The 18,399-nt window shown below is 63.9% G+C and carries 16 protein-coding genes; 5 read left to right on the top strand and 11 right to left on the bottom strand.

The genetic code is table 11. From position 1 onward, the window contains the following. Position 1 precedes the first annotated feature (1 nt). Together treS and M1E01_RS16010 are read right to left on the bottom strand one after the other, a co-directional pair. A complete protein-coding gene (gene treS, locus M1E01_RS16005; protein WP_457972529.1) occupies positions 2-1,798 on the bottom strand; it encodes a maltose alpha-D-glucosyltransferase in 1,797 nt (598 codons plus the stop codon). A 5-nt stretch (positions 1,799-1,803) separates the two neighbouring features. Next, positions 1,804-3,819 carry an alpha-1,4-glucan--maltose-1-phosphate maltosyltransferase gene (locus M1E01_RS16010; RefSeq protein ID WP_457972530.1) on the bottom strand — a complete coding sequence of 672 codons (2,016 nt, stop codon included), beginning with the start codon at positions 3,817-3,819 and terminating at the stop codon, positions 1,804-1,806. 188 nt (positions 3,820-4,007) lie between these two features. On the opposite strand from M1E01_RS16010, the gene glgP reads away from it, so the two are divergent. Then, complete coding sequence (gene glgP, locus M1E01_RS16015; RefSeq protein ID WP_457972531.1) at positions 4,008-6,626, top strand: alpha-glucan family phosphorylase; 2,619 nt, start codon at positions 4,008-4,010, stop codon at positions 6,624-6,626. Positions 6,627-6,717: 91 nt separating this feature from the next. On the opposite strand, the gene M1E01_RS16020 is transcribed toward glgP, so the two are convergent. From M1E01_RS16020 to glgX, 3 genes are read right to left on the bottom strand one after another with little or no spacing between them, the layout of a single operon-like run. Further along, positions 6,718-7,074 (bottom strand): barstar family protein, encoded by a 357-nt coding sequence (locus M1E01_RS16020; RefSeq protein WP_457972532.1) that lies wholly within the window; start codon positions 7,072-7,074, stop codon positions 6,718-6,720. Positions 7,075-7,078: 4 nt separating this feature from the next. Further along, positions 7,079-7,618, bottom strand: coding sequence for a ribonuclease domain-containing protein (locus tag M1E01_RS16025; protein ID WP_457974998.1), 540 nt, complete (start codon positions 7,616-7,618; stop codon positions 7,079-7,081). A gap of 24 nt (positions 7,619-7,642) precedes the next feature. Beyond that, the gene (gene glgX / locus M1E01_RS16030; protein ID WP_457972533.1) at positions 7,643-9,754 is read right to left on the bottom strand and encodes a glycogen debranching protein GlgX; all 2,112 of its coding nucleotides are present in this window, start codon (positions 9,752-9,754) and stop codon (positions 7,643-7,645) included. A 116-nt stretch (positions 9,755-9,870) separates the two neighbouring features. On the opposite strand from glgX, the gene M1E01_RS16035 reads away from it, so the two are divergent. The 3 genes from M1E01_RS16035 (at position 9,871) to M1E01_RS16045 (ending at position 12,283) form a co-directional block, all read left to right on the top strand. Further along, positions 9,871-10,680 (top strand): carbon-nitrogen hydrolase family protein, encoded by an 810-nt coding sequence (locus M1E01_RS16035; protein WP_457972534.1) that lies wholly within the window; start codon positions 9,871-9,873, stop codon positions 10,678-10,680. A gap of 266 nt (positions 10,681-10,946) precedes the next feature. Then, positions 10,947-11,432, top strand: coding sequence for a helix-turn-helix domain-containing protein (locus tag M1E01_RS16040; RefSeq protein ID WP_457971454.1), 486 nt, complete (start codon positions 10,947-10,949; stop codon positions 11,430-11,432). A 50-nt stretch (positions 11,433-11,482) separates the two neighbouring features. Continuing rightward, positions 11,483-12,283, top strand: a complete 801-nt coding sequence (locus M1E01_RS16045; protein WP_457971453.1) for an IS3 family transposase — start codon at positions 11,483-11,485, stop codon at positions 12,281-12,283. 172 nt (positions 12,284-12,455) lie between these two features. Here M1E01_RS16045 and rlmB read toward each other — a convergent pair whose 3' ends face one another. The 6 genes from rlmB to M1E01_RS16075 all read right to left on the bottom strand — a co-directional run bounded on the left by rlmB (position 12,456) and on the right by M1E01_RS16075 (position 17,441). After that, positions 12,456-13,457: a 23S rRNA (guanosine(2251)-2'-O)-methyltransferase RlmB gene (gene rlmB / locus M1E01_RS16050; RefSeq protein ID WP_457972535.1), complete on the bottom strand. Its 1,002-nt coding sequence runs from the start codon at positions 13,455-13,457 to the stop codon at positions 12,456-12,458. Positions 13,458-13,546: 89 nt separating this feature from the next. Further along, positions 13,547-15,010, bottom strand: coding sequence for a cysteine--tRNA ligase (gene cysS / locus M1E01_RS16055; RefSeq protein ID WP_457972536.1), 1,464 nt, complete (start codon positions 15,008-15,010; stop codon positions 13,547-13,549). Positions 15,011-15,067: 57 nt separating this feature from the next. Beyond that, positions 15,068-15,394, bottom strand: a complete 327-nt coding sequence (locus M1E01_RS16060; RefSeq protein WP_457972537.1) for a hypothetical protein — start codon at positions 15,392-15,394, stop codon at positions 15,068-15,070. A 125-nt stretch (positions 15,395-15,519) separates the two neighbouring features. Next, complete coding sequence (gene ispF / locus M1E01_RS16065; RefSeq protein ID WP_457974999.1) at positions 15,520-16,005, bottom strand: 2-C-methyl-D-erythritol 2,4-cyclodiphosphate synthase; 486 nt, start codon at positions 16,003-16,005, stop codon at positions 15,520-15,522. Positions 16,006-16,069: 64 nt separating this feature from the next. Further along, complete coding sequence (gene ispD / locus M1E01_RS16070) at positions 16,070-16,852, bottom strand: 2-C-methyl-D-erythritol 4-phosphate cytidylyltransferase (protein WP_457972538.1); 783 nt, start codon at positions 16,850-16,852, stop codon at positions 16,070-16,072. Positions 16,853-16,958: 106 nt separating this feature from the next. Then, on the bottom strand, positions 16,959-17,441 hold the full coding sequence (locus M1E01_RS16075) for a CarD family transcriptional regulator (protein WP_400477689.1): 483 nt from the start codon (positions 17,439-17,441) through the stop codon (positions 16,959-16,961). A gap of 314 nt (positions 17,442-17,755) precedes the next feature. Between M1E01_RS16075 and M1E01_RS16080 the strand changes: the two genes are divergently transcribed. Next, positions 17,756-18,337 carry a hypothetical protein gene (locus M1E01_RS16080; RefSeq protein ID WP_457972539.1) on the top strand — a complete coding sequence of 194 codons (582 nt, stop codon included), beginning with the start codon at positions 17,756-17,758 and terminating at the stop codon, positions 18,335-18,337. Positions 18,338-18,399: the final 62 nt, after the last annotated feature.

Consider the following 18,399-nt stretch of genomic DNA (forward strand, 5'->3'; position numbering starts at 1 on the left):
CTCAGCCCTCGATCGAAAGAACGGGCATCGCCTGGGTGAAAGGTGATGCGGGGTTGGAAGCAGCAGAACGCAGGCGCAGCCAGAAGAAGTCGTGGCTGCCCAGCGTGAGGGTCAAGTTCCCGTCCTCTCCCACGCCCGGGAATGGCTGTCCGCCAAACACATCGCGCAGTCCGCGGCCGGCGAACTGCGGCAGCTTCAGCGTCGACGAGACCGGGTGCTGGGAGAGATTGAAGGCGCACAGAATGGTTTCGGCAGGTTCGCCGGCTGAGTTGCCTTCGGGAAGTTCGCGTAGGTAGGCAAGCACCACTTCGTGGTCAGCTTCGACGTGCCGGAAGGTTCCCAGCCCGAAGGCCGGGTGGTTGCGCCGGACACTGAGGATCTGCCGGGTCCACCGAAGGAGGGATCCGGAGTGGGCGGCCTCCGCCTCCACGTTGGCCATGCTGTAGTTGTAGACCAGCGACTGAATCACCGGCAGGTAGAGCTTGCCCGGGTCGGCGTTGGAGAACCCTGCATTGCGGTCCGGGTTCCACTGCATGGGGGTGCGCACGGCGTCGCGATCTTCCAGCCAGATGTTGTCGCCCATGCCGATCTCGTCCCCGTAGTAAAGGAAGGGGCTGCCCGGCAGCGACAGCAGCAAGGCGTTGATGAGTTCGATCTCGGCCCGGGAGTTGTCCAGCAGCGGCGCCAGGCGCCGCCGGATGCCGATGTTGGCGCGCATCCGCGGGTCCGGGGCGTACCAGCCCAGCATCGCCGCGCGCTCGTCGGCGGTGACCATTTCGAGCGTCAGCTCGTCGTGGTTCCGCAGGAACGTTCCCCACTGGGCGCCTTCCGGGATGTCCGGGGTGTCATGCATCGTCTCGATGATCGGGGCGGCCTTCTGGTCGCGAAGTGCGTAGTAGAGCCGCGGCATGATCGGAAAGTGGAAGGCCATGTGGCATTCCGGTTCCTCTTCCGTTCCGAAATACTCCACCACCTCGTTTGGCGGCTGGTTGGCCTCGGCGATGATCACCCTGCCTGGGTAGCTCTCATCCACCATCTTGCGCAGCTTGCGCAGGAATTCGTGGGTCGCGGGCAGGTTTTCGCAGTTGGTGCCTTCCTCCTCGTAGAGGTACGGGATGGCGTCGGCACGGAACCCGTCGATCCCCTGGTCCAGCCAGAACCGCACGACGTCGAACACGGCGTCGATCACCTTGGGGTTTTCGAAATTGAGGTCGGGCTGGTGGCTGAAGAAACGGTGCCAGAAGAACTGGCGCCGGATGGGATCGAACGTCCAGTTCGACTCTTCCGTATCCACGAAGATAATGCGGGCGTCCTGGTACTTCTCGTCCGTGTCGCTCCACACGTAGAAGTCGCCGAAGGGACCGTCCGGGTCCTTGCGTGACTCTTGGAACCAGGGGTGCTGGTCGGACGTATGGTTCAGCGGCAGGTCGATGATGACCCGGACGCCGCGCGCGTGGGCTTCGGCGACGAGCCGCTTGAAGTCGCTAATGGTCCCGAACTCGTCCAACACAGAGTTGTAGTCAGAGATGTCATAGCCCCCGTCCCGCAGCGGTGATTGGAAGAACGGAGGCAGCCAGAGGCAGTCGACCCCCAGCCACTGCAGGTAGTCGAGTTTATCAATCAGGCCGTGGAAGTCTCCCGACCCGTCCCCATTGGCGTCCGCAAAGCCCCGCACGAGCACTTCATAGAACACCGCTTTCCTGTACCACAGCGGATCGTGTTGCAGTCCCGGGGCGTTCAGCTCGAAGGTGCTCTTTGGCGTGAAGTGGTGTGAGGATGTCTGCGGGCTGAAACTCACTGAGGCTACCTCCGGATGTTCAGGATATGCGCCGGTTCTACGTGGGAATCGAGTCTGACGTAGTTGTATTCGCCCCATTCCCAGGACTGCCCTGAGACCAGGTCGTCCACCCTGAAGCCGCCGTTTGGCGTGAGGTCATCCGGGCCAAGCTCCAGCGCGGCGAGGTCAAGCGACACCGTGCTTTCCCTGGTGCTGTGCGGATCTACGTTAACCACCACGATGATGGAGTCCTTTGTGCCGTCCGGAAGCGTCTTGTGCTTGGAGTACACGATCGTCGCGTCGTCGGTGGAGTGGTGCAGAGTCAGGTTCTGCAGGTCCCCGAGGGACGGATGGGCCTTGCGGATTTCGTTCAGCCTGGTCAGGTATGGCGCAAGGCTCCGGCCGGATGCGGCAGCAGCATCCCAGTCCCTGGCCTTGTACTCGAACTTCTCATTGTCGATGTACTCTTCGGCACCCGGCCGTGCCACGTGCTCGTACAATTCGTAACCGGCGTAGACGCCCCACAGCGGACTGGCAGTCGCGGCTAGGACAGCCCGGATCTTGAAGGCGGCCGGACCGCCGTACTGCAGGTACTCCGTGAGGATGTCGGGCGTGTTGACGAAGAAGTTCGGCCGGAAGAAGGCCGGCGAGACGTGGCTGACCTCATGGAAGTACTCTTCCAGCTCCTTCTTCGTGTTCCGCCAGGTGAAGTACGTGTAGGACTGTTGGAAGCCGGCCCGGCCAAGCGCGTGCATCATCGCCGGCCGGGTGAAGGCCTCGGCGAGGAACACGACGTCGGGGTTCTTCTTGTTGACCTTGGCGATCAGCCATTCCCAGAACCACACGGGCTTGGTGTGGGGGTTGTCCACGCGGAAGACCTTGACGCCGTGGCTGACCCAGAGTTCGACGATGCGGAGGATTTCCCTGGACAGGCCCTCAGGATCATTGTCGAAGTTGAGCGGGTAGATGTCCTGGTACTTCTTGGGCGGGTTTTCCGCATAGGCGATGCTTCCGTCCACCCGTGTGGTGAACCATTCCGGGTGCTCGGTCACCCACGGATGGTCCGGGGCGGCCTGAAGGGCCAGGTCGAGTGCTACTTCCAGACCCAGTTCGTTGGCACGTGCGACGAATGCGTCAAAGTCTTCGAACGTGCCCAGGTCCGGGTGGATGGCGTCGTGGCCGCCCTCTTTCGCCCCAATGGCCCACGGGGAACCGGGGTCGTTCGGACCGGCGATAAGCGTGTTGTTCGGGCCCTTGCGGTGCTGCACACCGATCGGATGGATCGGCGGCATGTAGATTATGTCAAAGCCCATGTCGGCAACCGCTTCCAGACGTTTCGCAGCCGTGCGGAAGTTGCCGGAGGTCCACTGCCCGGTCTCATGGTTCTTGACGGCACCTTCAGAGCGCGGGAAGAACTCGTACCAGGAGCCGCGGCCGGCGAGATCGCGCTCCACCAGCAGGGGGAACGGCTCAGAAACAGTCACCAGCTCGCGGATGGGCTCGCGTCCGACGACTTCGGTGACGTCCGCACTGAAACCGGCGGCCAGCCGTTCTTCAGCGGACTTTGAGGTGTCGGAGAGACCGACGACGGCGGCGCGGAGCGTGTTCCGGTCGGAGGAGTTACGGAAAGACTCCTCTGCAGCCTGCGACAGCAGCGCAGCTCCCTCGTCGAGCATCAGTTCGACGTCGATGCCTGCCTCAACCTTCACCTCGGCGTTGTGGTGCCAGGTTCCATAGCGGTCGTGCCACGCTTCGATCACGAAGGACCAGCGGCCCGTCGAGGTGGGAGTCAGCTTGCCTTCCCACAAGTCGGTGCCCTTGCCGCGATCACCGCGGGGCGGGTGCAGCCGGACCCGCTGGCGCTCCTTGCCCTTGGGATCGAGCAGGACGGCACTGACGCCCAGCTGGTCATGGCCTTCCCGGAAGGCCTGTGCACTAACGACAATGTCCTCACCCGGAAGCGCCTTGGCGGGAAACTTCCCGCCTTCGACTACCGGCTGAACATTGGTGATCGGGAAACGGCCGAATCGAAGGCCATCCATGATCGAAGCGTTGGGCGTCTGCTTGGCTGGGGCACTGGTTCGCGTGTTAGTCGTCACAGCCTCGACCTTAGCGATAAATGGCACCCATTGCTAAGCGTGCGAACTAAATTGGCGTGCCGAATCGTCATTTACCGGAAAGTAATCGAAAGCGGTTCCTGACGTTCAGCTTCTCGATTAGTGTGACGCAAGTGAAGGCAATCCGCAGATTTACTGTCCGTACCGTTCTTCCCGAGCCGATCAGGCCGTTGGCCCGCTTGGCCACCAATCTGCGCTGGTCATGGCACCGGCCCACGCGGGAACTCTTCGAAAGTCTGGATCCAAAGGTCTGGGCCGAATGCGGCAACGATCCGGTGAGTTTCCTGGGACTGGTGGGCCGCGAAGAGATGCACCGCCTGGCCACCGATCCCGATGTGGTGGCCCGGGTGCGTGCGGCTGCCGAGGATCTTGACCGGTACCTTGAGGAGCCTCGCTGGTACCAGAGCCTGGGCGAGGACGCCCCTGCTTCCATCGCCTACTTCTCACCCGAGTTCGGTATCACGGAAGTCCTGCCGCAGTATTCGGGCGGCCTCGGCATCCTGGCCGGTGACCACCTCAAGGCCGCATCCGACCTCGGCGTTCCCCTGATCGGGGTGGGCCTGCTGTACCAGGCGGGGTACTTCAAGCAGTCCCTGTCCCGGGACGCCTGGCAGCAGGAGACATATCCGGTGATTGATCCCGACGGCCTGCCGCTGACACTGCTGCGGGAACCGTCAGCGGACGGAAGCGGCAAGCCAATCGAAATCGCGCTGCCGCTGCCCAACGGCCGGCGCCTTGCGGCGTATATCTGGCGTGCCGACGTCGGACGTGTTCCCCTCCTGCTGCTGGACTCCAACGTTCCCGGCAACGACGACGCCGCCCGCGGCGTCACGGACCGGCTGTACGGCGGCGGCGGTGACCATAGGCTCCAGCAGGAACTGCTGCTTGGCATGGGCGGGGTGAAGGCGCTGCGCGCCTACCAGCGACTGACCGGCACCCCCGCGCCCGAGGTGTTCCACACCAATGAAGGCCACGCAGGTTTCCTCGGCATCGAGAGAATCCAGGAGTTGATGGCGGGCGAGGAAGCCCTCACATTCGACGAGGCCCTCGCCGCGGGACGTGCGTCCACGGTTTTCACCACCCATACGCCTGTGCCTGCCGGCATCGACCGCTTCGAGGCCGCCCAGATTCAACACTTTTTCGAGGCGGGGCTCGCCCCGGATGTCCCCACGTCCCGGATCCTCGACCTGGGCCGCGAGAACTTCGCGGAGGGCAACCCGTTCGTGTTCAACATGGCCGTCATGGGCCTGCGCCTCGCCCAGCGCGCCAATGGCGTGGCGAAGCTCCACGGCGAAGTGTCCCGCGGCATGTTCTCTGCCCTTTGGCCCGGATTCGACCATTCAGAAGTGCCCATCACCTCCGTGACCAACGGCGTGCACGTACCCACCTGGGTCGACTCGAGGATCTCTAAACTGGCCCGTGAACGCTTCGGGGCCGAAGCCGAGGCGATGGGCCGCTGGGATCTGGCCTACAACGTCAGCGATGCCGAAGTCTGGCAGCTGCGGCGGGACATGCGTACCTCACTCGTGGAGGACGTCCGGCGCAGGCTCCGCGCAGCCTGGAAGAAGCGCGGGGCGGCCGATGCCGAGCTCGCCTGGACGGACTCCGTCCTCGATCCGGATGTCCTGACCATCGGGTTCGCCCGGCGCGTTCCCACTTACAAGCGGCTGACGCTGATGCTGCGCGAGCCCGAACGCCTCAAGGCCCTCCTGCTGCACAAGGAGCACCCGATTCAGCTGGTGATTGCAGGCAAGTCCCATCCGGCTGACGACGCGGGCAAGAAGATGATCCAGGACCTGGTGCGCTTCACGGACGACCCCAAGGTCCGCCACCGCATCGTCTTCCTGCCAAACTATGACATCGCCATGGCCCGGACGCTGTTCCCCGGCTGCGACGTCTGGCTGAACAATCCGCTGCGTCCGCTGGAAGCCTGCGGCACGTCGGGCATGAAGGCAGCCATCAACGGTTCCCTCAACCTTTCGGTGCTCGACGGGTGGTGGGACGAAATGTACGACGGCGAAAACGGCTGGGCGATTCCGACCGCCAACAACGGTGCGTCAGCGGATGAGCGCGACGACATCGAGGCTGCGGCCCTGTACGAGCTGCTCGAGACGCAGGTGGCGCCGCGCTTCTACGGCAACACCGTCTCCGAGGGAGCCGGTGCAGCCGGTCCATCCGACACCGGCCGCGAGAAAATCCCCACGCACTGGGTGTCCATGATCAAGCACACACTCGCCCACCTCGGACCCGCAGTGTCGGCTGAGCGGATGCTGCGGGACTACGTCAACGTCTTGTACCGGCCCGCTGCAGTTTCCGGGCGGCACGCGGTGGCAAACTCCTTCGCCCAGTCAAAGGGCCTTGCGGCCTGGACCACCAAAGTTCGCGCTGCCTGGCCGCAACTCCACGTTGAGCATGTGGATTCGCTGGGTGTCTCCGAGGATCCCCAGATCGGCGACACCCTCCAGGTCAACGCCTACGTTGGGCTGCACAACCTGACGCCCGAGGACGTTTCGGTGGAAGTGGCCTACGGGCAGGCCGAGGACAGTGATGAACTGGCCAATGTGACGCTAGTGGAGCTCGAGCCCAAGGACGAACTGGGCAACGGCCGGTACCTGTTCACCGGCTCCATCGTGATCGACCGCTCCGGATCCTTCGGCTATACGGTGCGGGTGCTCCCGAAGCACGAGGCACTCGCATCCAAGGCCGAGCTGGGGCTGGTCGTCAACGCGTAGGCCTTCACAGCAGGGTGGCCCGCCGCTGACGGGTCGCCCTGCGCCCCGCCTGAATTCGCCGTGCGGCCCGCCCCCAGCCAGGCTGCTGCGCCTACAGGCAGACAGCTATGACGGCGAGGTCCCGTCCGGCGTAGTTTTCGGCGTCCTGGAGGATTTCGCAGATGACGCCGAAGGAGCGGTCGCTGCGGAAGGCGGCGGGCACCTGCCAGATCACCGTGAGAGGGTCTTCACCGTTGTCGGAAATGGCATCGGCGAAGTCGTGGAGCGCGTCGTTCAGGGCGTCCAGGTTGACCCCGTAGTGCTCCGGGAACTGCAGGGCCTCGCCGAAGGCGGCAAGTACTCCCTTCTTGGCGTCCGCAGCCGGGATCATTAGGCTGCGGCGGCCCGCATCAGCGGCTTGGTCACGCAGTTCATCGATGGTCCAGGTGTCTGCCGAATAGATCTTCACGGAGCTATTTACCCTCTGCTATGAATGTGAACGACTCGTAGTGATCGGCTGTGTAGTACTTGTCGCCGGCCTTGCCCGCGACAATCCTGCGGGCCCCGCGGTCAGACTCCCCGGGAGTCGGCACGGTGTATTCCTTGTAATAGCCACCCGGTTTCCGCGGCAGGATCCGCTCAAAATTTCCGAAGGTCACGCCGTCGCGTTCGTACGGAAACGGCCCTCCCTGGCGGATGAGCGCAAGAGTGAGCCGCCCTTCGCGCGGGAGTTCGGATTCCCTGATCGTGGGGAGACGTGAGGGATTGGCGACCGTTCCGCCGTCGGCTGCCGAGGGCGCAAGGGACGACGCCGGCGGCGGAGAGGACAACGACGGCGGTGTGCCGGGTCGTGCGGGGCTGGCTAGGGCGGTGCTTGATTGTGTGGTGCCGGGCCGTGCTGTTTCGGATCCTGCAGGGGCAGGCCAGTCCGTTTGGGGCTGCAGTCCGTTGGAAACCACGAGCGCCACACCCAGCAGCACCATCAGCACCACCGAGGCCAGCAGCCTGCGCATAGTCAAGTGTTCCAGTCCTTCGTACTAGGCGCGGTAGATGTTGATGGTGTTGGCCTGTGCCAGATCCCGGTCGCCGGGTGCGACGTTGATGCCCTGGCGCTGGTCATGGAGTCCGGACGTTGTGACGCGCAATTCGAACGTCCGCCCGCCGTCTGCGCCCAAACTGCCGATGCCCTTCGGAAGCGCGACCATCACATCGTCACGGCCGCCATTGACAACAATGAGTCCGGCCACCTGGCCGTCATCGGAGCCCAGCAGCAGCTGCACGACCCTGTGCTTCGAATCGTTCCACTGCTCCATGCTCATGGGCTCGCCGTTCTCATCGAACCAGTGCAGGAAGGAGTTGTCGTCGCGCGCGGGATAGTCATGCGGCTGTCCGGCAAGGAACTCCTTGCGGAGCCGTATCACGCGCTTGGTGCTCCGAAGCATGGCATGCGATTCCGGAGTGCTCGTCCAGTCCACCCACGTGAGCGGGTTGTCCTGGCAATACGCGTTGTTGTTTCCCTGCTGTGTCCGGCCAAGTTCATCGCCGGCAGTGATCATGGGAACCCCGACGGAGATCATGAGCGATGCTATGAGGTTCCGCCGCGTCTGGGCACGCCGGGAAAGGATTGCTTCGTCCTCGGTCCGGCCCTCGAACCCGTGGTTATAGCTCCGGTTGTCCCCGTGCCCGTCCCGGTTCTGTTCCCCGTTGGCCTCATTGTGCTTGCGGTCGTAGGAGACGAGGTCTTCCATGGTGAAGCCGTCGTGGGAGGTGATGTAGTTCAGGGATGCAAGGCGGGAACGGCCTGAGGCTTCAAAGAGTCTGGCCGAACCGGAGAGAGCGTCTGCCAGCCGTGCCACCGACCCTCCCTGGCCCCCGGCGTCGATGGCGGCACGGTCCGCAACCCAGAACGAGCGCATGGAATCGCGGTAGTGGTCGTTCCAGTCCACCCAGCCGCGCGGGAAGCGCCCGGTCTGCCAGCCCCCGTGGCCCACGTCCCAGGGTTCGGCGATGAGCTTGACGCTTGAGAGCACGGGGTCCGCTCCCACTTCGGCCAGGAATGGGTGCTTGGGATCGAACTCGTTGGCCGCGTTCCTGCAGAGGGCAACGGCAAGGTCGAAACGGAATCCGTCGATATGGAACTCGTTCACCCAGTACCGAAGCGAATCCAGTACCAACTGGACAACGCGGGGCTCGGCAAAGTTAAGGGTATTCCCGCATCCTGTGGTGTCGACGTACTTGCCGCTGCCATCGGTTCTGTAATAGTTCCGCTCCCCCAGGCCCCGGAAGCAGAAGGTGGGCCCGTCCGGCCCGCCCTCTGCAGTGTGGTTATAGACCACGTCCAGGAGAACTTCGATGCCAGCGGCGTGCAGGAGCTTGACCATGGCCTTGAACTCGTCCTGGACTGCCTGCGGTCCTGACTCCTGCGCCGACTTGGTCGCGTACGCCGGGTGCGGGGCAAAGAATGCGGCCGTGTTGTAGCCCCAGTAATTGGTCAGGCCGAGGTTCTGCAAGTGCGGCTCATCGAGGTGGAAGTGGACGGGCAGCAATTCCACCGCCGTGACTCCAAGGCCCGTAAGGTGCTCGATCATTGCGGGATGGGCCAAGCCGGCGTAGGTGCCGCGCAGAGCGTCCGGGATGTCCGGGTGGAGCATGCTCTGCCCGCGGACGTGCGCCTCGTAAATAATCGTGTTGCGCCACGGCGTCTGCAGCCGCTGGTCGGAGCCCCAGTCAAAGTCGCTGGACGTCCTCACACTGGTGAGGAATCCGTTGCGCTGGTCCACACCGCGCCCATAGGGATCGAGCAGCAGCGGCTGATTGCCGCCGTCGTCGTCAAGATCAGTTGTGGGAACGGTGAGTGGCAGGACCTGGCGGTCCGGGGCGGGGCGGAAACCGTAGCGGGAGCCAACGGGAAAGGCATCCACCACGCCGTAGTGGACGCCTTTGGTCACGTTGGGCAGCGTATGGATCCGCCAGTCCCCGCCGGGTGCCTGATAGGCGATCTCCAAAGTCTGGACGCCTGGTGCATAGACCGCCACGCTCGCCCGGCTGTCGGGGGAACCAGTCCCGGCGGATCGCGGTCCCGCCGAACTTACGCCAAGGGGGAACGCCGGAGCGGCGTCCATCGTGGAGGCTGTATCAATAAGGGGCATTACTATCGATTAAAGCTTAAGTGCTGCTCTCAAAAGCCGATCTGTTCCGGCATGTGACGACTCGGTTGCCGGTGGCGGCATACTGCCGACCGGAAAACGCCCAGGTGGAGGTATTCGTGAAGATTGCACTGGCCCAGATCATTTCCGGCCGTGACGTGGAGCGCAACCTCGAGGTGCTCGAGGATTACGCCCGCCAGGCAAAGGAGGGCGGTGCGGAACTCGTTGTCTTCCCGGAAGCGACCATGCGCGCATTTGGCAATTCCTTACATGACATCGCAGAGCCGCTTGACGGTCCCTGGGCCGGCCGGGTTCGTTCCATTGCTGCGCAGCTGGAAATCCTAATCGTTGCCGGCATGTTCACTCCAGGCTCCGCAACTCATGGCGGCCGGGCGAAGGTCCGGAACACGCTACTGGTTACCGGCCCGGGTGTAGACACCAGCTACGACAAGGTGCACCTCTTCGATGCATTCGGCTTCCTCGAGTCAGACACCGTGGACGCCGGGTCAGGACCAGTTACGTTCGACGCCGATGGTCTCACCTTTGGCCTGGCCACCTGCTACGACATCCGTTTCCCAGCCCTCTTCACAGCCAATGCCGACCGTGGAGCCGATGTGAACATCATCTGCGCAGCCTGGGGAGCCGGCCCGGGCAAGATCGACCAGTGGAAGCTCCTGGCCCGCGCCCGCGCAGTCGACACCACCACCTATGTCCTCGCCTGCGGCCAGGGCGACCCCGCCACGCAGGGCACCGAGCCCCGCGGCGCGGCACCCACCGGCGTCGGACACAGCGCCGTCGTGTCGCCTTTCGGGGAGGTACTCGGAGAGCTCGACGGCGCCCCCGGCCTCCTGTTCGCCGACCTGGATCCCGCCGTCGTCAAGGAAGCCCGCACGAAGCTCCCTGTTCTTGCCAACCGGCGCGACTTCTAACCCACCCTCTCGCGAATCCTGCGCCCCAAACCCCGACGCTCGCGCAGGTCCTGCACCCCAAACCGAAACGCTCTCGCAGATCCCGCCGTGTCCGCGCAGCGTCCCACGGATATAGGAGCGTTGCCGTCAGTTAGACGCGTTCCTTCGGTGGCAGGCGCAGCCGCCGCCTGTGCCTTTTCTACAAAAAAGAAGCGCTCCCTCACGTGTGAACTGCTCCCCGGAAGTTGGACTGAGAAATTCAGTTCCGACTTCCGGGGAGCAGTTTTATGCGTGCACGTAGTTCATTGGCTGAGGCGCAGCGCGAGGCAGCTGTAGCGTTGTTTGAGAAGGGCATCGGCTATCGGGCGGCGGCCCGGTTGCTGGATGCGCCTTGGGTACCGGTCAGGGCACTGTATGGGCGGTGGAGGATTCATGGGCAAGGAGTGCTGGTGAGCAGGCCTGCGAAGTCCTACTCTTTCGAGTTCAAGCTGGCCTTGGTGCAGCGGTTCCTCGCGGGCGAGTCCGGCCCGGAGTTGGCGGTGGAGGCCGGTTTGGCCTCCCGTGAGCTGCTGCAAAAGTGGGTCCGGGCGTATCGAATGGACGGTGAGGACGGGTTGCGGCCAAAGCCCAAGGGCAGACCGCGGAAACCCGATTCCCCGCCGACTGGGGAGCTGCCGGAGCTTGAGCGGTTGCGGCGGGAGAACGAGCGGCTGCGCGCTGAGGTGGCGTACCTGGGAAAACTGCGGGCCTTGAGGGAACAGGGACGACGGTAAGGGTTCAGGCCGTCGTTTCCCTCAAGGCTGACTATCCCCTTGCTGTCCTGTTGGACGTCGCCGGGCTGGCCAGATCCACGTTTTTCTATCACCAGCTCCGGCTCCAGGCGCCGGACCCGAAAGAGAAGCTCAAAGCGGCGATCACGGAGATCTTTGAAACGAACCATGGCCGGTACGGGCACCGCCGGGTCCACACGGAGCTACTCAAGCACGGGTGGACGGTCGCGAAGAAGACCGTGCTGAAGCTAATGGAGGCCCTTGGGTTGGCCCGCAAGGTCCGGCGCAGGAAGCGCTACAACTCCTACCAGGGCGAACAGGGCGCGGTAGCGCCCAACGTGCTGAACCGGGAGTTCGAGGCTGATGCGCCGAACCGGAAGTGGGTTACGGATGTGACGGAGTTCAGCGTCGGCGGCGGGAAGCTCTACCTCTCACCGGTGATGGACCTCTTTGACCGGCAGATCATTTCTTACTCGCTGGGCTTATCCCCGAACCTGGCGCTCACCAACGATTCCCTGCGTGAGGCCCTGACCTGTCTGCAGCCCGGTCAGCAGCCGCTGGTGCACTCGGACCAAGGTTTCCAATACCGTCACGCGTCCTGGCGCACCCTCATCCAGAACGCCGGCGCGGTCCAATCCATGTCCCGCAAGGGCAATTGCTACGACAACGCCGTCATGGAGAACTTCTTCGGCCACCTCAAGGAAGAACTCTTCCACCGCGTCCGATTCCTCAACACCGACGCACTGGCAGCTGCAATAGAGGAATACATCCACTGGTACAACAACAAAAGAATCTCCACAAAGCTCAAGGGCCTGAGCCCGGTGCAATACCGGGCCCAGACCCTTGCAGCCTAGAATCCCATTTAGCCAGTCCAACTATCGGGGACCAGTTCACGTGATGTGAGAGAGCGTTCCTCGTTGCATTGCAAAACGTGAGAGAGCGTCGACCATTTCACTGCAAAACGTGAGAGAGCGTCGCCCGTTTCGTTGCAATTCAAATTTGGGGCTGCGGGGTGGGCCCTGGGTCTTACTTGGTGGTGGCGCGCTGGCGGGAGACTTCGTAGAGGGAGATGCCGACGGCCATTGACGCGTTCAAGGACTCCATGGCGGAGTCGATGGGGATCGAGACGATCTGGTCGCAGTTTTCGCGGACGAGGCGGCTCAGGCCCTTGCCCTCAGAGCCGACCACGATGCAGATGGGTTCCGCCGCCAGGCTAAGGTCCGGCAGCGAAACGTCGCCGTCGCCGTCGAGCCCCAGAACGAACATCCCCATGCCCTTGAACTGCTTCAGGGCATTGTTCAGGTTCGAGGCGCGGGCCACGGGGACGCGGACGGCGGCCCCGGCGCTGGTCTTCCATGCAGAGGCCGTGACACCCACGGAACGGCGCTCGGGGACGATGACGCCGTGCCCGCTGAAGGCTGAAACGGAGCGGATGATCGCGCCGAGGTTGCGGGGATCGGTGATGCCGTCCAGTGCCACGAACAGAGGAGCGTTCGAGATGTGCCCCTTCTTCCACTTCTCAACGGTCTCTTCGGCGAGGTCGTAGGCGTCCTGGTATTCGTACGGCGGGATCTGCAGCACGAGGCCCTGGTGCACGGCGTCGTCGGTCATTCGGTCGAGCTCGGGCTTGCCGGTCTCGAGCAGCGGGATGCCCCGCTCTGCAGCGATCTTGAGTGACTCCTTGACGCGGTCGTCCATTTCGATACGGACGGCCACGTGCAGCGCCTTGGCCGGGATGCCTGCGCGGAGCGCTTCCACCACGGAGTTGCGGCCGGTGACGACTTCTTCGGTGGCACGGCCCTTTGGCCCCGACCGGGCCCCCGCACCCGCACCGCGGGGGGCGCCGGAACGCTTGGCGGCCGCACGCTCGGCGAGCTGCTTGGTCTTGTGCGCCTTGTGGTAGGTGCGGTCCTCGGCTTTGGGGGTTGGCCCCTTGCCTTCGAGAGCCTTGCGGCCGTGGCCACCGGTTCCGGTGGTGGGGCCCTTCTTGTTCTTGCGGATTGCGCCCGGGCGACCGTTGTTGGCCATGATTCCACCCTTGGTTGTATTGAGTAAGTCTGAACTCCAGTCTACTGACTGCAGTTAAATCGTCGTCCGGAGCGGGTGGATGCCCCGGCTCAGCCGCGCTGGAGGCTCCAGCTGGGTCCGTCAGCGCTGTCTTCGACCAGGATGCCGGCAGCAGCGAGGGTGTCGCGGATCGCGTCCGAGGCCGCCCAATCCTTCCGGGCACGGGCGTCGGCGCGTGCCGCCAGCTGGGCCTCCACGAGTATGCCGAGTGCCGCCGTCGCTTCGTTGTCGGCGGCCGGCTGAGCCGCGTCGTTGATCCCCAGGACCCGGAGCATGTCGTTCACGCTGGCAAGTGCCTGCCGTGCAGCCCCAAGATCCCCGGCTGTCAGTGCCGAATTCCCTGCCCGGACGGTGTCGTGCAGCACCGCGAGGGCCTGCGGGACGTTGAGGTCGTCGTCCATGGCGGCGGCAAACGCGCCAGGGACTTCGCCGCTGCCGCCGACCAGCAGGGCACCATCCGTGGACAGCGCCCGGATTGCCCTGGCAATAAAACCGTCAATGCGTTCGACGGCGGCGGTCGCCTCCTGCAGCGACGTCGGCTGGTAGTCCAGGACCGAGCGGTACTGCGCCTGCCCGAGGTAGTAACGAACGACCCGCGGCGGAGCGAGCTCCAGCATTTCGGCCGGGCTCACCGTGTTTCCCACGGACTTCGACATCTTTTCGCCCTGGTAGGTCACCATCCCGTTGTGCATCCAGAAGTTGGCGAAGCCCTGTCCGGCGGCTTGGGACTGGGCCATCTCGTTTTCGTGATGCGGAAACCGCAGGTCAAGCCCGCCGCCGTGAATGTCGAACTCGGTGCCCAGATATTTGGAGGCCATGGCAGAGCATTCCAGGTGCCAGCCCGGACGGCCCGTGCCCCACGGCGAAACCCAGCCCGCCGTCGTCGGCTCCCCTTCCTTGTGTCCCTTCCACAGCGCAAAGTCCCGCGGGTCCTTCTTCCGGTTGATGAATTGTGGTTCAACATCCGGGGCGCCCTGCATATCGTCGATCTTTTGCCGCGTCAGGGAGCCGTACTTGTTCCAGGAGCGGACGTCGAAGTAGACATCGCCAGACCCGTCCAGCGCAGGGTAGGCGTGGCCGCGGTCGATGAGCTGCTGAATGAGCGCGTGCATCTCGGGAATGTGGCCGGTGGCGCGGGGTTCGTAGGTGGGCCGGGAGACGCCGAGGACGTCGTAGGCCTTGAGGAACTCCTGCTCGTACCGGTAGGCCAGCGCCCACCATTCCTCTTCGGGGACGGCGCCCGGTTCCTGCTCGAAGCCAGCTTCGAAGGACGCCGCGGACTTGGCGAGGATCTTGTCGTCGATGTCCGTGACGTTCCGGACCGCCGTTACGCGGAACCCCCGGTACTGCAGCCAGCGGGTGAGCTGGTCAAAGGCGATGGCAGAACGGATGTGCCCCACATGCGGCATGCCCTGCACAGTGGCACCGCAGTAATACAGGCTCACCTTGCCCGGCACGAGGGGAACGAAGTCGCGGACTTCGGCGGATGCAGTGTCGTAAAAGCGCAGGGTCACCGCTCCAGATTAGCTGATTGGCCTGATCCTGCTTACCTCCCGCTTATGCCCGTCCGCTTACTTGCAGATACCGCCGATCCGGTTGTTCTGTTTGGTCAGCTCGGCGATCTGCGCCTCACTCTTGTCGCCCAGGGCAGTGCCGGCCACCTGCTTCATGACGTCGGCCATTTTCTGGATCGGGTCCGCGATTTCGGGGGCTACCTTGTCGGCGACCTCCTCGTAGTGCTTCGCGATTTGGTCCGCCTGCTGCTGCTGGTTTCCGGTGGGTTTGAACGTATCGCTGTTGAGGAAGGCGCAGCTCTCAGCGACGCTCATCCTGGGCGTGCCGCCGCAGCCTGTCAGCAGCAGGCAGGCAATCACGACGGCGGGAAGCAGCTTTTTCACGGGAGGTCTCCTGATGTGGCGGTACAGATGGCACCCGCGGGCACGCCGCAGGTCCTTCTTCCAGCGTAGGTGATTGAAACCGGCGCGGTGACTTTGGGTGCCGCGGACGCTGTACCCAGGAATGTTCAGGAGGCGGGATAGACCAAGGCCGTGGCTACGGCGGAGATGCCTTCACCCCTGCCGGTGAATCCGAGACTGTCGCTCGTGGTGGCCGTGACGCTGACAGGCGCCCCGGCGGCTTCCGTAAGGACGCGCTGCGACTCTTCGCGGCGCGGGCCGAACTTGGGGCGGTTCGCCACGAACTGGACTGCCACATTGCCGATCTCGAACCCGGATGCCCGGACAATACGTGCCGCTTCTGCCAGGAGGGTAATCCCGGACGCACCCGCGAACTCCGGGCGGTCGGTCCCGAAGTGCGTTCCCAGGTCGCCAATCCCGCAGGCGGAGAACAGGGCATCCGCCGCAGCATGGGCCACGGCGTCGCCGTCGGAATGACCGGCGAGCCCGCGCTCCCCCTCCCACAACAGTCCGCCAAGCCAGAGCGGCCTGCCGGCGCCCTCAGGGGCGAAAGCGTGAACGTCGACACCGATTCCGGTGCGGGGCAGGATCATGCCGGGCCTTTCGTTTTCTGGTCGGTTCACTTTGTCTTCACTCGCCCCGTCCAGGCTCACGCCGTCAGCCTTCCACCCAGCGCGTGCCGAGCGGACCCTCGAGGAGACCTTCAGCGAGGATGAGGTCCAGCGGCGTGGTGATTTTCAGGGACTGGCTGGCTCCTCGCACGGCGTGGACGGGTTCGCCAAGGAGCTCCACCAGCATCGCGTCGTCGGTGACTGCCGCTACTCGGCCTTCGTCAAAGCCTGCCGCAGCCGCGTGGGCAGCCTTCAGCGTGTCCAGTTTGAATCCCTGCGGGGTCTGGACCGAGCGCAGCTCCTGCCGGGACACAGTTCCCGTGACGACCTCGGGCGCGATGTCAGCATCGCTGCCGTCAGTTGGGGCCACGGTTTTGACCGTATCCACGACGGGGATGACGGGGATGACGGCCGAGGCTCCGCTGGCCAGGGCCTGCACTACCCGGTGGAAGACAGCTTCCGGCGTGAGGGCGCGGGCGGCATCGTGGACGAGAACGGCCTCGGTTCCCTCCTCCACGGCTGACAGGGCTGACCGGACGGAATCCGCCCTGGTGGCTCCGCCGTCGACCATTATCAGAAGCGGACCGCCGTCTGCCAACTCCAGCCTGAAATCCTCGATCAGCTGCCGAAGCCCGGCGTCGGCGGCGGGCAGGGCGATGCAAATCTGGCTTGCCACGCCGGCAGCGACGATGCCGCGGAGGGCGTGGAGAAGGATCGGCTCGCCGCCCAGCGGCACTGCCGCTTTGGGCATGCCGTAGCCAAGCCGCTGCCCTGTCCCTGCAGCAACGAGGATGACGGCGGTGACGGGTCGCGTGGCTGGATCGTTCATGCCGACTAGCCTACGTCCCGGCCGCGCTCCCCTCTAACACCTGGTTGCGAGGGTGTTTTTGGGCAAAAAGAAACCCCGGCGGCACCGTGCCACCGGGGTTCAATTCTCAGGAAGCCAGAACCTCGTCGAGAACGCTTGCAGCCTTCTCCTCGTCGGTTCTCTCGGCCAAAGCCAATTCTGAGATCAGAATCTGCCGTGCCTTGGCCAGCATTCGCTTCTCACCTGCGGAAAGGCCCCGATCGTGATCCCGGCGCCACAGGTCGCGGACGACCTCTGCTACCTTGATGACGTCACCGGAAGCAAGCTTCTCCAGATTTGCCTTGTAACGGCGCGACCAGTTGGTGGGCTCTTCAGTGAACTCGGCACGGAGCACATCGAATACGTGCTCCAAACCTTCCTTGCCCACTACGTCGCGTACCCCAACGAGGTCAACGTTTTCTGCTGGAACTTCAATGGTCAGATCACCCTGAGCCACCTTGAGCTTGAGATACATCTTCTCTTCGCCCTTGACAGTGCGCATCTTGATTTCTTCAATTTTTGCTGCACCGTGGTGAGGGTAAACTACTGTCTCGCCGACCTCAAAAACCATGTGGACTTTCCCCTTTCCCGCAGACCAGTTTATCACGATTAAGGCATATGACTGGCATGGATCAGGCCCGGGAACCGCGGAAATACGCGGAAAATGGGCAGAATCAGCGGCTCAGACCCCTTGACGAACGCGGATAATAGTGCATGACCCTAGTGCCGACAAGCGCTACGCGGCGGTAGTCCGCGGTCCCTCGTCAACACCGGACCGGGTCCCCAAACAGGCGCTATTGTGTACGGCGGGAATCCTCGTTCAGCCGTGTTTGCCGATAGGCTATGGCTTAAACCAAGTTTCAAGACTTTCTAGGAGTGCGTGACGTGCGTTTCACTGCGATGAACCGGGGCCAGTGCGGCAAGATGGCCATGGCGGCTGCCGTCCTGAGCGTCGGACTGCTCACCCTGACCGGCTGCGGCTACATCAACGCCCAGCAGACCTCCGAGCAGTACGCCGCCTCGGACGGAACACGCTCCGACGTCGGACCCGTGCAGCTGCGCAACATGCTGATCGTAGCCTCAGGCGAGAACCAGCCCGGCCGCGTGATCGGTGCCGTCTACAACTCCTCCTCCAATGACGTCAAGGTCACTCTGAGTGGAGCCAAAGGAGCCCAGACCGAGATCCCGGTCAAGAAGAACTCCTACACCCTGCTTAACGAGTCCACGGAACCGGCCATCCTGAGCACCGCCGGTGGCCGCCCGGGCTCGCTCGTGGACATCACCGTCCGCGAAGACGGCACCAACGTCAACAAGACCGTCAAGATCCCCGTTATGGACGGAACCCTGAAGGAATACCAGGCGTACCTGCCCGCAGGCAGCACCCCCACCCCCACGCCGAGTGAAACCGGCACCCACACTGATGGCGCGCACACAGAAGGAGCCGCACCCACCGAGGGCGGCCACTGACACCGCCACCTCGCTCAACGTGCAGAGGGGATCCCAATCGGGATGCCCTCCTGCACGTTTAA

It is taken from the genome of Arthrobacter sp. D1-17 (genome assembly GCF_054130535.1).